The sequence below is a fragment of the Kouleothrix sp. 19917 genome (assembly GCF_057073505.1).
In genome coordinates this window covers 3558973-3574001 of the sequence record NZ_CP097099.1, presented here as the reverse complement: position 1 = coordinate 3574001, position 15029 = coordinate 3558973, and the positions used below count along the sequence as shown (strand labels likewise).

The window sequence follows — 15029 nt, the reverse complement described above, 5'->3', positions numbered from 1 at the left end:
CAGCCGGCGCATATGCTGTATCTATTGGTCTTCGTCAGCAGGCACTGCTTGCAGTGCTGCAATTTCAGCGTCGGCCCTTTGCGCAAGTAGAGTATTGATATTTGGGCGGCGTGGTATAGCCCGGTATGCTGGGTTGGATAGGATTGAAGTCTCAGTATTCTGCTGAGCAGCCGTAATTTTCGCCTCCCAAGTTGTGCGCAAATCCGTATCGTGCAGCTGCGCAAGTGACATTCGTGCAACGGCGAGTGCTTGGGCATCTGCGTTAGAAACCAGTGCTTCCAATCGCGAAATTATTGCGAGATCGCTCACCTGAAATACCGCAGTAGTCTGGCGATCTTCCGGTAGCGCAATCACTCGGGCCTCGGATACAGCCTGCGGCGTGTCGGTTTCAGATGGCGAGGGCATGACATCGGGGGGATATGGGGGAATTGGGGGATTTTTTACAGCCGCTTCGTCTCGCATGTGCGCGTGTGCGCCTGCCTGTATCCGCGTATGTAGTTGTTGTAAATCTCCCCTTTCTCCCCCATCTCCCCCTTTTGTGTTCGTCGTAAGCAATTTGAGGCACCAGAGACTCGTCTTGTGCGATACGCCAGCCTGTGCAATTTGAAATTGGCGTGTCATCCCTCCTGTTTCCAGCGTGAAAATACGATCTGCCATGCGGGATATCGCTCGGCCAAAGCTGACAGCCAAAGCTCGCTCAGTGTTTCCTCGTAGCGACAAATCCAGCGTATGCTCAGCTACAATCTGATAAAGATCTGCGGCACGAACGCTTGTATCACCATACGTAGCCCACCAGAGTTCGATCAGCTCGCGCCAGGCCGCACCTTCGCTATCGGCACGGTCGTACAGGTCTTGCAGGTTGCCCAGGAAGTCTGCAAAACCACAACCGTTCAACACACGCCCCATCAGGCTCGCCCAATCTTCAAACGATCCGAGCAATCGACCTGGACGACCGTGCTGCAATCCATAGCGAATCAGCGTGCAGGCTGCCCAAATCAACCGACCTTGATTCGCTTTGACCCAGCCATTCAGATCGGAATGCTTGAAACCATTGCGTTCCCAAGGCTTATCAACACGTGGGTCAATGCGAATCCGGATGCTGCGGCGGGCAATCTCGGTGGATGTCGCCGCATTGTTTGTGGTCATCAGCCAGGTGCAACGCACGGGTAATCGAACCTGCTCAGAGCGACCAAGCACGCGATCGGTGATTTCTCGCGCTGTGAGCGCCATCGCAAGAGCGCCAGAAGCGATTGTGCTATTGGCGTTGTCAATAAAAATAATGCTGGAGCCATCGAGGATGCTGGCAGTGATGCGCTTGCGCCATTCGGCATCGTCGCCGCCCTCAGCCATCGCTGAGGGCTCGGTACCCAGGGCCGGCAGCATGAGTACCTGTGCAAGGAGGCTTTTGCCAGACCCCATTATGGGTGCCTCGACTAGATGCAGTGGGGTGGGGCCTGGGATCATGCCACGCACGTAGGGCAACAGCATCAGTGCAATCGCGTGCGTGCGGTCGGCTGCAGTGACAAACGGAAAGTCGCGCAATAAATCATCGTTGAGCAGCGATTTCGCTTGTTCGGCATCAGCCTCAGTTGGCCGTTCAGGAATCGGCGGAATCGTAAGCCCTGGTCGAGGATCGTAGAAAAGTCGCGCACTCGCATGATAGCCTGGCTGGTCGAGCAACGTGCCGTCGGGTGCAAACGTTGGACAGTGAACGATGTGCGTAACGATTGGCAGGCGCTCGTCGATCGTGTGGAGCAAATACTGCACGATATCGTCGGGCGCTGAGCGCTGCGTGATTGTCTTTGTGGCACTGCGGCCATCGCGCGTTTCTTGGAACACACAACAACGGCTCAGCAGGGCGCGAAGACGATGCTTGTCGACTGGCATAAGCACAGCTGCATCATTGTCGTCGGCGGTTAAAGCCAGCAACGTTCCATTTGTTCTGAACAGGGTGGGTGGTGTATTCGAAGCAATAATTGCATCCCATACTTCGGGCGCAATGTCATGCATCGGTCGGTCGAAGACTTCAACGATGGTGCGGCCGTTTGCATTATTCTGACTGCTGCCTGGACTCGCTGTGGCTGATTGCTGTTGCACATCGGGCAAATTGTTTTGTAGCTCAGATGCTGAATCCAGACCGTGCAAATGGAAAAAATTTGCAGCGTCGAAGCCTTTATAGCCGCTCATATCCTTGGCGTAGGCTACGTAACCAGCTTCGGAAAGTACGTCTTTCACGGCGAGCGCGGCAGTACGACCTGCCGGATCGCAATCGAGTAGGATGAAAATAGATCCAGCGTAGACGCTTTGCAATTCTGCGAGCAGGCCGCCTGCGAGCTTGTTGGCGATTGCTTCTTCGCCACCGGGTATTGTTGTGGCTGCGACACCACGGTGCTGACCAGCAAGCGCTGAAACCTCGCCATTAACTATAACTAGCGGTTGCCCTGTTTGATTTGCAATCTGCGCTGCTTCGGCAAGGCGATACCAGCACGGTTCGTAGTCTTTTGGACTCCGATAAGATGGTTTCAAATCATCGAGATAGCGAATACGTGTGCCTGTGCTGGTTGGAATATGCAATGCAGGACGATATACTTTGTTGTTCTTGCAGTAATGCGGCCTGACAGACCATCCAGCACTAGTTAGTACCGTAGCATCAATACCATGCTCAGTTGCATAATCGTCGATGCCCGTGTACGCACGTTTGCTGGAAGGCGGTGCTGCTGTGCTGGTACCTGCTGACGAGAGCGGGATACCTAGGCGTTTTGCCAAGTCATATAACGAGCCAGATGAGCCCTCGACATGGTCTTTATAGCAACCATGCTCGCCATCGTGAATTAATACTTTCAGAGCCTGACTGTCACTGCCAGTACTCCACGGTCGATTGGCTGCATATTTAGCATTGCCAATTCTCTTCAGATCGTAGGTTGCAAGGTATGCGAGCACCAGATCAGCGGTTGATTGTGGGGTCGTCATCGGGCCGCCTCGCTTTGCAGGCGGGCGCGGATGGCGGCGCACTGGCGTCGGGTGAGGCACAGCATAACTCTATCGTTTTGCAGAAACACTAATGCCCAAGACACGGCGTGACGAATATGCACATCGTCATAGTCTGGCGCATTACTGAAATCAATCCGATTGGTAACAAGCTCGGCAACCTGCTCAGCTGAGAGGTGGCCGATCTCGATGCGGGGGCGTGCGTTGAGGCTCTTGTCGGTTTCGTCTGCACTAGCAGACGATGAAGGTAAAGTATACATAATGACTCCATAAGGGCTTGACGGCCCCGTTGGTGTGCGTGTATACTTTAAGAGGTTGACCACCACTCAAAGATTTATACACAGCACACGATTGTAATGATTGTGAGCATCGGCCGCAGGTTGCTACCCTGCGGCTTTTGCTTTGCCTAAAAATCCGACGGCGAACAAAAAAGAGCACCCGAATCAGCCCCTCAAAAGGGCCGATCGAGTGCTCAGAAGGCACATAAGCAAGTTGTTGACGCCAGTTATGGAGACACAGAAATTATACCATGCAGCGCAAGGGCGGTATGTAATCCAGGTTACATGCGAACCGGTCGATCCAGGATGCAATTCGGGATGGAATCCATTGGCGGAATGGGACGGCGACAGTCGTAGCGCGCAGGTTGCTTTCCTCTTCCTGATGCGGAATGGTAATGTCTTGTCGGTACGTGACGAGCAGAAAAAATGAACTTCTAAACCGTAGGTTGTGGGTTCGAGCCCCGCCGCCCGCGCCACTTCGTTTCCAATACACCACAGGCGAGCCACTGAGAAGAAACTCAATGGCTCGCTTTTTTTGGTGCCAAATTGCTCTACTGCCTATGGGTGGCCAAGCCGAGCGACCTGGTAGACGCGCCCTGCCTCAGCCGTGAAGCAGATCACTTCCTCATCTCCGCCGCCAGCAGCGACATGCTGGCCGTCGAGCGTGATCATGCAGGGCTGCGCCACCCGCACGCAGCACGCGCCCGCGCGGCTTGCGCGAATTGCCGCGCTGTGCAGCTGCCCGCCGCGCCACGTCAGGTCGCATTCAAAGCCGCCGCGCGCACGCAGCCCGCTGACGCTGCCGTTCGGCCAGGCGGCGGGCAGGGCCGGCAGCAGGTGCAATTCGCCAGCGTGGCTTTGCAGCAGCAGCTCGGCAAGCGCCGCTGTCAGGCCAAAATTCCCATCGATCTGGAAGGGCGGGTGCGCACCAAACAGGTTCGGGTACAGGCCGCCGCCTTCAAATACCACCTTGCTCTGGGTTTGCAAGCCGATCAGGTGCGTGAGCAGCGCATAGGCGCGCTCGCCGTCGAGCAGCCGCGCCCAGAAGTTCAGCTTCCACGCCATCGACCAGCCCGTGCCGGCGTCGCCACGCAGGCCGAGCGTGCGGCGCGCGGCTGCGAACAGATCGGGCGTGCCGCGCGGCGTGATCTGGCGGCCAGGGTAGAGTCCAAACAGGTGCGAAACATGGCGATGATGATCGTTGGGGTCGTCCCAATCTTCGAACCATTCCTGCACCTGCCCGTGACGACCGATCTTTGTGGGGTAGAGCCGCTGGCGAGCTGCATCCAGCGCGTCGCGAAATTCCGCGTCGATGCCCAGAATGCGCGCGGCGGCACTGCAATTGGCGAACAGGTCGCCAATGATTGCCATGTCCATGGTGGTGGCCATGCTCACGCCGGCCTGCACGCCATCCAGCGTGGTGAAGGGGTTTTCGGGCGAGGTTGCGGGCGCGGTGACGAGGTGGCCCGTGCCGTCTTCAATCAGCCAGTCCAGGCAGAATTCGGCCGCGCCGCGCATGAGCGGGTAGGCGCGCTCGCGCAGAAAGGCTGTGTCGCCGCCAAAGGCATAATGTTCCCACAGGTGCTGGCAGAGCCACGCGCCGCCCATGGGCCAGGCCGCCCACACCGGGTTGCCGCGCCCGTAGTCGCCCGGCGGCGACGATTGCCGCCACAGGTCGGTGTTGTGGTGAGCGACCCAGCCGCGGCAGCCGTAGTTGGTTGCGGCGGTTGCGCGCCCGGTTTCGCTCAGCTCGGCGATCAAATCGAACAGCGGCGTGTGGCACTCGGCCAGGTTGGTTGTTTCGGCGGGCCAGTAGTTCATTTCGGCGTTGATGTTGAGCGTCCAGTTGGCGCTCCACGGCGGGCGAATTTCGTCGTTCCAGATGCCTTGCAGGTTGGCGGGCTGCGTGCCGGGCCGCGACGATGCAATCAGCAGGTAGCGACCATACTGGAATAGCAGCGCCACAAGCTGCGGGTCGTTGGAAGCGCGCCAGCGGCGCACGCGCTCGTCGGTGGGCAGGCTGGCGGCTTCGGTGTGGCCCAGATCAAGCGCGACGCGACCAAACAGCGCGCCGTAGTCGGCAATGTGTGTGGCGCGCAAGTCGGCGTAGCTGCGGTGGCTGGCGGCCTGCAAGGCGTGCCCCGCCAGCGCCACCGGGTCGCGCCCGTCGCGGCCAGGGTCGCGGTTGTAGCCGTTGAAGCTGGTGGCCGCCGACAACAGCAGCATCACACTGCTTGCTCCTTCGACACGCAAACCTTCGGGCGTGGCAGAAACGCGCCCGTCGCCGTCGAGCAGCGCGACGAGCTGCACGGCAAAGCGCATGCCCGCGCCTTCCGGCCCATAGATCACCGGGTTTTCGACATGGTCGTAGCTGGGCGCGACGTGCGATGGGCAGGTGCCACGCAGCGTCAGACCGTTCGCGCCGAGCGGCTCAACGCCGTGCGGGTGGGGCGCGCTGAGCCGTGCGGTGAAATTGAGCGCGCCGGGCTGGCTGGCGCTGAGCCGCACCACAATTACGTGATCGGGCGCGCTGGCAAACACTTCGCGGCGAAATGTGACATCGCCCACTCGGAAGGTTGTGCTGGCTAGCGCCGTGCGCAGATCAAGCGCGCGCCGGTATTCCTCGGCTGGCCCGCCGGCATCGAAATCGAGCAACAGATCGCCAAGCGGCTGGTAGGACTGGTTGTATGGCCCTTGCATCTGTTTACATAACTCGTCGGCGGCGCGGTAGTCGCCCGCCATAATCAGGCGGCGAATTTCGGGCAGCACCTCGCGCGCGCGTGGCACATCCCAATCGCGCGGCCCGCCCGACCAGAGCCTATCGTCGTTGAGCTGCAATCGCTCAGTTGCGATGCCGCCAAATACCATTGCGCCCAGCCGGCCATTGCCAACCGGCAGCGCCGCAACCCACTCGGCGGCCGGCTCGGGATACCAGAGAACCAGATCGTCGTGCTCAGCTGTCATTGTGCCTTGCTCCGCTCCTTCAAGCTCGCGAATAAACCCACTGCGTTCGGTCGCATCCGCGCCCGCCAGCGGCGCGTATGCGTATGCAAGAAGCCGTGTTGAGGAGCCGCGCCGTGAACCAGCTACAGCCAATTCTGAACCAGCGATTTATCACTCTCGAAACCTTCCGCAAAGACGGCACGCCCGTGCGCACGCCAGTGGGCTTTGCCGAAGAAAGCGGCACACTGCTTGTGCGCACCATTGAAGCGAGCGGCAAGGTCAAGCGCATCCGCGCCAACCCGCATGTGCGCATCGCGCCCAGCACCGGTCGCGGCGAGATCACTGGCGCGTGGATCGATGCGACGGCGAGCGTGCTTAGCGCGGGCGAATCCGACCGCACGCGCGGCGCGATTGTGGCGAAGTACGGCATGGTCTGGCGCGGCATTGAGCTGATGCGGGCGCTGCGCACGCGTTTCGGCAAGCAGCCCGCCGAGCGCTGGGTCGCCATTCGCATCACGCCGGCCGTGACGATCCCCGCTACAGAATAAACACCAGCGTCCCGCCGACAATCAGCGCCGTGCCGAGCACCGACTTCCAGCTGAGCGGCTCGCCCAGGAAGATCACCGACAGCACCAGAATCATCACGGTGCTGCTTTTGTCGAGCGGCGCGACAAAGGAGGCCTTGCCGATTTGCAGGGCGCGAAAGTAGCACAGCCACGACAGGCCCGTCGCCACCGCTGAGAGGATGAGCATCAGCCAGGCGCGCGAGCCGATCGTGCCGATGTTCTTGGCCTCGCCGGTGGCGAAGACGATGCCCCAGGCGATCAGCAGAATGACAACTGTGCGAATTGCGGTGGCGAGGTTTGAGCTGACGTTTTCGAGCCCGATTTTGGCGAAAATAGTGGTGAGCGCGGCGAACAAGGCCGACAAAAGCGCGAAGGCCCACCAGGGCATCGAGCTGAGCTGCATGGCTGTTCCTTTCTGGAAGATGCGTATGTGATCAGAATAAGGTGAGCTGCTCGGGCGTGTCGTCGAGCGTGTCCCACGGCAGCGGCGGCACGTCGGCCAGGCGCTCAAGCCGGCGCTGGAAAGCCCGGCACAAGGCCGGCGAGCGCCGCTCGTCGGGGCAGTGGCAGAAGAAAAAGACCTCGATGCCAGCGGATAGCCACTCGGCCACGCGCGCGGCCCACTCGTCGAGGAATGGCTCGTTGAACTCGGGCGTGGGGTGGCCGATGTAGCGGATGAGCGCCATGCTGCCACTGTGGAGCGGGTGCATCGGCACGTCGGGTTTGCGGTCGCGCGCGGCCTCCAGGTCGAAATCGGCGCCGGGCAGCGGCCCCGCGCTGAGCGGGCGCACGTCCATCACGACGCGGCCCGCGCCATGCTGCGTAAGCAGTTCCATCAGCGCGGCTTCGTGCGGCGGGGTGTACCAGTCGTCGTGGCGCACCTCGACGGCGATGGGGTAGCCTGCGGGCCATGCCGCCAGCCACGCGCCGAGGTCGGCGAGCTTGTGGGGCGGGTAGCCGGGCGGGAGCTGCAGGAAGAATGGGCCGAGGCGCGCGCCCAGCGGGGCCATGCGCTCGACAAATGCCTGGGTTGCGGCAAGTTGCTCCACCAGCGGGCCAGCATGACTGATCTCGCGGGGCATTTTGCAACAGAATCGAAAATGCTCAGGCGTTTCTTCAACCCAACGCTGCACCACTTCTGGCTTGGGCGTGGCGTAGAACTAGGTGTGAAAGATATTTTACTCTGTTCGCCTTGCTCAGCGTTTGGCTCTGTAGTCAGGTAAAACCGCTTCCGCGTTTTCCCGAATACAAGAAATTCGATGTACCTGCGCCCCTCATGTTCGCCGATAAGCCCTGTCACGTCAAGATCCTCTATGAGACCGCGCCAGAACTCGAAGCTATTGGAGTGCTCCAATGCGTAGCGGTACTCTTCACCCATCGTCATGAAATCCTGCACGATCTCCTGAGAGACCTTGCCCAGAAGCTGTTTTTCGGTTAATTTCTCCAATTCCTCTCTGTACTCAGCTATCAGATTCCTGAGACTGTCTCGCTGTTGAGTGTAGTAGGCGGCTTCATCGGCGTCCAGCGCGTCCGTGAGGCGGTCAAGGGTACGGTGATACTTAGCCTGCGTTGCCTCAATCTTGCGCTTGATGGCCTCGACTACCTCGGCTCGGTGCTCGGTTTGTTCTATCTCAGCCTTGTGCTGTTCCTCCCACCAGTTGAAGAGCCGGCGAGGGTTAAGCAGCAGCTCTCTTAGGAACTCCTTGGCCTTATTGTCTACGTCGTCGCGCTTGAGGTTCTTGACGCTACAGACCTTGTATGCCTTCGGGTTCTTCCCCCAGCAGTTGTAAGAGAAGTACCCCTTGTCATTATATTGACTAACATACACGTTGCCACAGACAGCACAGCGAAGCCTGCGACCCATCAGGAAGTTATGCTTGGGCTTGTCCTTACGTTCCGTGCGGTGGCGCGACTCATCCAGACGGCGGGCTATTTCCTGTGACTCCTCTTCGGTAATCAGAGCCGGCACTGAGACAGTGAACTTCTCCGTATGCACAGAAAAAGTGAACTTACCGGCGTAGAGTTGGTGTTTGCGGAGAATGGGGTAAATCATCGAGAAATTCCACTCGGCACGGCCCCGGCGCTTGATGCAGTACTCCTTTTTCTTGTCGTATTCCTCTTGGGTAATGACACCCTCCCTCAGCTTGGTATTGTAGTAGTCCATGCGCCACTCATACTCAATCTCACCCGGTGTGGGATAGCCTTTGGAGAGCATCAGGTTGTAGATATCGACGTTCCGCCAGCCATCAACATAGAGCTTCAATATCTCCTCGGCTATGTAGGCGTATTCAGAGAACTCATAGCCGGTCTTACTGGCGTTGAGTTTATAGCCAAAGGCAATGCCCGCATTCCCCGGCACGAAACCAAGCTGTGCTTTCTTTTTCTTGCCGCGCCGCCCGCGCTCAAGGAATTTATCGCGCTCGTATGAGCTGAAGGTCGTTTCGAAGTTAAAGCGTAGCCGGTCCTCTGGGATGTCTCGGACGTAGCTACCCCATTGAACGATGTGGAGTTGGACGCCGTTATCGATCATCTCGTCCAGCAGGATTTCACCGACACCTGTTCGGCGGGCGAGCCGGTCTGTTGCGTAGATGATGAGGGCTTGTATTTTCTTCTCTCTGATAAGCTGCCGAATCTTGTTCATCTCCGGCCGGTCGAGCACCCGTCCGCTGTAGTCCTCGCGGAACACACACTCAGGGGGAACGTTGATACTCTTCGTCTGGGCATAGGCAAGTCCGGCGTCCATCTGTGAAGACACGGAGTAGGTGTCATCGGTCTCGTGCGAGGTACGGCCATACACAGCGCCTATCATTGAAGCCTCCTGGAGTAGAAATCATCACCGCGTACACACATTCTACTCGCACATTCATGCTACGTCTATATTGTGAGTCGAGTCACGAAAGCATGTACATGCTTAGAGTCGTTTTGACTCTATTAAGATTTCATGGGCTCAACGAAAATCGTTGATTACATTGCCAGGTCAGGGTTTTGTTCCTCCCGCTGCTGAGTATAGCCCTTCACTCGCTCACCGGAAGAGCACTGCGGCGGCTAACAGGATGGTGCGACTTTCCGCCGAAAGTCGGCCAGTTTTATAGTCGCCGCCTCCGGCTCTTTCCCCTACGGCCGGTTCGCTTCGTTTCGGGCAAAGCCTACGGCGGGGAGGAAACAAAAAAACGCACTCCCTGCTTTGTGTCAGTAGGGAGCTATCGGTATATCGGCAATGACTTACCAGGAGGAAACATGGAGCCGGAAAGTGACTTAACCCATCAACTCAACAAATCCCGGCTGGAAAAAGCCTACTTGCGGCTATCGGCAGAGGCCAAGAAGATCAAGGAAAGCCCCGGTAGCTATAGCATTAAAGGAGAACCGGAACAACCAAAGCGGAAACCTGGCAGGCCGAAGAAGGAGCCGCCACCCGAGCAGCTGCGGCTGTTCTAAGTCTATGACGATTATGTAACTCAGGTGGTTCTATTTCCACTTGAACGCATGCCCTTGTCTCTTATAATCATCTTGGGCCGTGCATTGCTGCCAGGTAATCTTTTGTGTCCACGCCGACGAGTCCGGATTTTACCGGGAGGTTTGCTGCGAAGGTCTATAACTTTTCCGCATTGAAGATGGGGATGGAGAAATGGCAGGGCTTTCAGCAAAGCATAACGCCGGCGCTCTCTGCCTGCCGGTGCCCCGTAACCGGACTTCAAACAATTCACATTCGGGTTGCGAAGCCGCCAGGCGCGCGCTCGTCTTGGTCTTGACCGGCGCGCTACCCTTCCCCACCCGCACGGGGAGGCTGCTTCTTACCTACTCTGGCTGCCGTATGCCCGTCCCGCGCCGCCGTCCTCCCGTGCGGGATAGCACAAAAAAAGCGCGCCAGGTCAAGACCGCGCGCCAGTGGCCACCAGTTGAAACAATCAGACAGTGCTCACGATACGACAAAAATCGCCAGCAAACTCTATTACATACCTATTACCCAGCAGGCGAAACCGGTTTGCTACACTGAGGGGTACTTGTTCGCCTGGTCTTGTGCTGCGGCTTCCTTTACGACGGTATGTGAAGGTGGCTAAGACTTGAACGCCTCGTTTCAATCGGGGTGGAGGAGTTGCATTACGGCCACAGGCGGCCGCAGTAACTTCAATTCTTACCTATGAGTCTTGGGCTCATTTGTGCTAGGTAAGAAGCACAGATGGAACATAATTTTCGTGTACCTTTGCAGCCAGGCCAGGCGACTCCGTTGAGCCTACTCCCCTTCCCTATTCCTTGGTCAGCGTATACAGTCCCTCTCGTGAAGCAACCGACCAAATCGGCTCGGTCAGCACAGTTTCTGGTGCTATCTGGCCAAACGTGGTAAACCAGAAGCGAGCCTTCCCTCCTACGCGCTCGGTGATAGCCTTGAGGTTGGCGGCCCGCCGCTCGCCAGTGGTGATGGTAATGACGCGACCAGCTGTACTGCCGTAGCGCTTGATGTGTGCATCGGAGCGGTAATAGGCGATGTATGCCTGCACTTTATGTGCCCAGTCCCGTTGGCTGAGGGCTGAGGCTTTGGCCTCCCCCGTCACGGTTCGGCGGTCAATCTCAACAAAAAACCGGGACACCAGCGAGCGGTTTTCGCCTGGCACTGGTACGTCAAGCATAAAGTAGTCATCCGGCACGACAATGGTTTTCTGCTCGCTGCCTTGTTGCCCTTTAATGGTCACAATGTCATTGGCATGATCTGTCCGCAAGGTTTCTTCATCCCGCCACTCAAGCAGGGTGAATGCGTGTTTGGTAGCAGCCTGGGTGATGGCAATGCGTACCGTATTGGTATCCAGCAAGTGGTAGAGAAACTGCGGGCCAATTTTGTGTGCGTTGGGTTTCCACTCCACTTCGGAAAACTCGACTCCCCGATTGATGGCTATTTGTTCTGCCCCGCCCCGGTCAAGCCAATACACAAACGGCTTTCTCCCTTCCGAGATACTTTGGGGCTGCTCCGTGCGCAGCAAAAAGCCGTGGTGATAGAGATATTTGAGGCGTAGCTTGCACTTCGAGCGGGTTGAGGGCGAGAAAAACAGGATTTCAATATGCTCAGTTGTCAGCGCGCGGTAGCTGGCCACCGCCTCGATAATTGCCATATCCCGCTCGGTGAGCCGGAAGCTTGGCAGGCTGTCTTTGCTCGTCCGTTGAAGCTGTGGCAGCCGCTTTTTCGGCTTGTCACCAGACTCGCTCGTCGCTGAGGGTTTCTTCGTCATCGTCTTCTGCTGGTTTCGGCGAAATATCGTTGGCATGGGCAGGTGGGGAGATTATAGCACTTCGCCTGTAGTCTATTTGTTCAGCAATGTCAGCCACAGTCGGATAGTGTGCAACCAGGGCCGCGACAATGGCAGCGGGCAAGCGTGGCGCTTCTGGTGGCTTGACTGTATGCAGCATGCCTTCGTCAGTATCAAACCGGTAGCGGGCAGTGAATTTGCGCTGGGTAGTCAGCGCATTTTGCAGTTCATTGCGCACGTCTTGGAAGCTTCGGCGTTGTTCGCGGTATGGTGTCTGCGGATACTCAATCACAAATTCCTGGCTATCTGGTTTATATATCTTTTCTTCCCGCAGGAGCTGGCCAAGCTCGCGCAGGCGGGTAAATAGCTCGCTGATCGCGTGCAGCCGGTGTGTAGGATAGGATTGGTCTTCGGCGAAGATTGGCTGCAAATTGTCGTACATATACCGCGCGCATTGCTGCACAGTACTATCATCGTCTTCAGGGATGGTGCCGTACAGCCAGCGCAGCAAATAGGCGCTGAAGTACTCTCGCAAGGTGCTGATATACACGCCAGGGGAATCCCCCAGCCGCTGAGCATACCTGTGCTGCCGCACTGCTAACGCCCGCCGCGCCTCAATATTCTCCTGTCTGACACTGTCCTCGCTGATGACATCATACTTCCCATCACCTCTCCATATGTAGCTAGTGAGTATAGGCTTTCCTCTATAACTTTCGGGGTGAAAGGTCTGCTTGTTCAGTGTGGCGATATCCTGCTCTTCCCGTGTCCGCAGGTCATATTCCTGCTGTCTGGCTTCCTTCGCTGAGCGCTCTGCAAGCAGGAGTACGTCAATCTCACGCAGCAGCTCATTGACCCGTGGGTTTTGGTGCGCGTTATGTCGCAGATGCTCTAGCGGGTCGGGCACCGGCACAGTCGGAATAACCCGCTGTCGCTCTTCTTCCACTGGTTCTACTGGTTCAGGCGGTGTGTAGTCAAAGCGGCCAGCGTGGCGCTGGGCATCAGCATCTGTTACTTTGAAGATGATGGCGTTAATCACGCCTTCTGGCACGTCTTCAAGCTCGCCGAGCTGCTTTCCCCGCTGGTGGGCAACGATGACCCCAACCCGATACTTTCTCCCCTCATCAATCTGCGTAGCAAAGTCACGCGACACAAAGCGGTGAAACTCATCGGCGTACAAGTAGAACGGCCGGCGCTCCCGCTCGGGTATCTCCCGCCGACTGAGTGTTGCCTGGCGAATACGGTTCACAATGGCGATCCCGACCAGGTTTGAGATATCCTCATATTTCGGGTCAAGCCGAACCAGCAGGATCTTCCCCTCGTCCATAATCTGCCGCACATTGAAGGTACTCTGCTGCTGGCCGACAATTGCTTGCACAAACGGGCTGACCAATAGCTCATCGATTTTGTTGAGTGTGGAGTCGCTGACCTCAGTTTGCCTGTCGGTTTTCAGGGCGTCATACCACCTCCAGAAGCGGCGCGTCTGGGGGTTGGTAATGCGGGCAACCAGGCTTTGGCGAAACGTTGCATCAGTCAGCAGGTCATACATTTCAGCCAAGGTGTGGCTGGTATAAATAAGAGTATAGGAGCAGTGACGAAGAAACATTTTTAAGCGGGGTGTCTCGCTGCGGGAGATGCCCCACAGCCTGGTGAATAGGCTCATGGCTGCCGATGCGACTTCATCCACCTGGCGGTAATCAGTCGGGTCGGCACACTCAAAAATATTGAGTCCAAACACCCGCTCTGCTGCCGTGAGGTCAAGATACACCACGTCGTGCAACCGGCCGGCTGCGCCGATGTGCCCAAGTACGTTATCAGTCAGGTCACCGTGTGGGTCAAGGAGCGCAAAACCGTCGCCGTCTCGTGCGTGCTGGAGCAGCATATATTCTAAAAGCGAACTCTTGCCCGTACCGTTCAAGCCAAGCACGTAGAGTCCATTGTGCAGCGCTGTCCGTTCCAATGCAACTGCGTAGCCTGCATCAGCTTGGTTGCCGAGCAGGATATGGTTGCTGACAGATTGTGTCTGGCGGATTGTGGTGAGATTCCGTTCGGGGTTATTGACAGCAGGTGGTTTGGCGCGTTGCCGGCGAACCAGTGCTGATTGAGGGTTCGCATTATGGGCAAGCAGGGCGGCCAATTTCTCTTGTCGGGCTTGTAGTGCCTCAGCAAGCCGATGGTCTTGAGCGCGTTTACGGGAGAGCACGTCTGACATTTTTCGCTCCGTCGATGCTTCCAAAAAGTGCGATAAGACCATGCGGAATATTGTCCATCAAGCTTTTATTGAGCGTTACTTGTGCTGTTTTTCGCTCAAATATTGTGACAAGTGTTACAATATTCCTGTAGATGAGGATGTAGGCACCTTCTTGGATCATGTGAAATTCGGCTATGCTGGTGGGGGGTTCCTGTCCATCAGACATCGGAACGAGATGTGCATAGTACCACTGCCTAATGCTGGGTGGCCTTATTTCCATCTCCAAATCATAAGATGAAATGAGCCCCAACTCGACCACCCCTCCTCTGAATTTACCGCCATAGACAATTAGGTTGCCATACATACATCCCTCCATCGTGGTGGAACGAAGGCAGAAGTAGCACAATTATACGATAAGTTTACATTGTGAATATAAAATTTCTATTAGGAAATGTGCTTGGAGAGGCTATTGTTGGTTTTGCCCACTCCCCTTTCTCGGAGGCACCTCACTTCCGGTGGCTGTGCTGGCATCAAATATGGTGTTAGTCGAGGTTGTTAAGCTGTGTACATCAGATTCCATTGGGTGGTTCGCTATCGGCTCGTGAATTATGGTCTGGGACAAGTCCGATGTAAATACTGTACTCCCTACGGTCTGTTCCTCGGCTGCTGAGCTATCCGGTGCAAGCCGTCCCCTGCCACTATTCTTTCTGCGAAGCAGCTCTCGCCGATGTTCGTCTCGCCTGTTTAACAACAACTCCCTATTTCGATCACGCCGCCCCAGCAGTTCCGTCCGCTGGTGCTGCCGCTCGCCTAACATCGTCCGTAGGTC

General features: G+C 57.1%; 10 protein-coding genes and 1 pseudogene. 2 read left to right on the top strand and 9 right to left on the bottom strand.

Annotated elements, in window-relative coordinates:
* Nucleotides 1-21 precede the first annotated feature (21 nt).
* The 3 genes from M1P90_RS14610 to M1P90_RS14600 all read right to left on the bottom strand — a co-directional run bounded on the left by M1P90_RS14610 (nt 22) and on the right by M1P90_RS14600 (nt 6230).
* The gene (locus M1P90_RS14610; protein ID WP_483703410.1) at nt 22-2970 is read right to left on the bottom strand and encodes a hypothetical protein; all 2949 of its coding nucleotides are present in this window, start codon (nt 2968-2970) and stop codon (nt 22-24) included.
* The gene (locus tag M1P90_RS14605; protein ID WP_483703408.1) at nt 2967-3248 is read right to left on the bottom strand and encodes a hypothetical protein; all 282 of its coding nucleotides are present in this window, start codon (nt 3246-3248) and stop codon (nt 2967-2969) included. The genes M1P90_RS14610 and M1P90_RS14605 overlap by 4 nt, the downstream gene beginning before the upstream one ends.
* A gap of 576 nt (nt 3249-3824) precedes the next feature.
* Complete coding sequence (locus M1P90_RS14600) at nt 3825-6230, bottom strand: glycoside hydrolase family 95 protein (RefSeq protein WP_483703406.1); 2406 nt, start codon at nt 6228-6230, stop codon at nt 3825-3827.
* Nucleotides 6231-6343: 113 nt separating this feature from the next.
* Here M1P90_RS14600 and M1P90_RS14595 point away from each other — a divergent pair, with 113 nt between their 5' ends.
* On the top strand, nt 6344-6757 hold the full coding sequence (locus M1P90_RS14595; protein WP_483703404.1) for a PPOX class F420-dependent oxidoreductase: 414 nt from the start codon (nt 6344-6346) through the stop codon (nt 6755-6757).
* Here the strand turns inward: M1P90_RS14595 and M1P90_RS14590 are convergent.
* From M1P90_RS14590 to M1P90_RS14580, 3 genes and pseudogenes are all read right to left on the bottom strand, one after another.
* Nucleotides 6747-7178 (bottom strand): EamA family transporter, encoded by a 432-nt coding sequence (locus M1P90_RS14590; protein WP_483703402.1) that lies wholly within the window; start codon nt 7176-7178, stop codon nt 6747-6749. The two genes, M1P90_RS14595 and M1P90_RS14590, sit on opposite strands and share 11 nt — an antisense overlap.
* 31 nt (nt 7179-7209) lie before the next feature.
* Nucleotides 7210-7908: a DUF72 domain-containing protein gene (locus M1P90_RS14585; protein ID WP_483703400.1), complete on the bottom strand. Its 699-nt coding sequence runs from the start codon at nt 7906-7908 to the stop codon at nt 7210-7212.
* Nucleotides 7909-8486: 578 nt separating this feature from the next.
* Nucleotides 8487-9584 (bottom strand): annotated as a pseudogene (locus tag M1P90_RS14580) (recombinase family protein); the annotation flags it as partial.
* Between the two features lie 428 nt (nt 9585-10012).
* Between M1P90_RS14580 and M1P90_RS14575 the strand changes: the two are divergent.
* Nucleotides 10013-10210, top strand: coding sequence for a hypothetical protein (locus M1P90_RS14575; RefSeq protein WP_483703398.1), 198 nt, complete (start codon nt 10013-10015; stop codon nt 10208-10210).
* Nucleotides 10211-11019: 809 nt separating this feature from the next.
* On the opposite strand, the gene M1P90_RS14570 is transcribed toward M1P90_RS14575, so the two are convergent.
* Genes M1P90_RS14570 through M1P90_RS14560 form a run of 3 tightly spaced genes read right to left on the bottom strand, consistent with a single transcriptional unit; the run spans nt 11020 to nt 14564 of the window.
* On the bottom strand, nt 11020-11994 hold the full coding sequence (locus M1P90_RS14570) for a replication-relaxation family protein (protein WP_483703396.1): 975 nt from the start codon (nt 11992-11994) through the stop codon (nt 11020-11022).
* Entirely contained in the window at nt 11957-14221 is a 2265-nt protein-coding gene (locus M1P90_RS14565) for a type IV secretory system conjugative DNA transfer family protein (protein WP_483703394.1), read from the bottom strand. Before M1P90_RS14565 ends, M1P90_RS14570 begins: the two co-directional genes overlap by 38 nt.
* Nucleotides 14199-14564, bottom strand: coding sequence for a hypothetical protein (locus M1P90_RS14560; protein ID WP_483703392.1), 366 nt, complete (start codon nt 14562-14564; stop codon nt 14199-14201). Before M1P90_RS14560 ends, M1P90_RS14565 begins: the two co-directional genes overlap by 23 nt.
* Nucleotides 14565-15029: the final 465 nt, after the last annotated feature.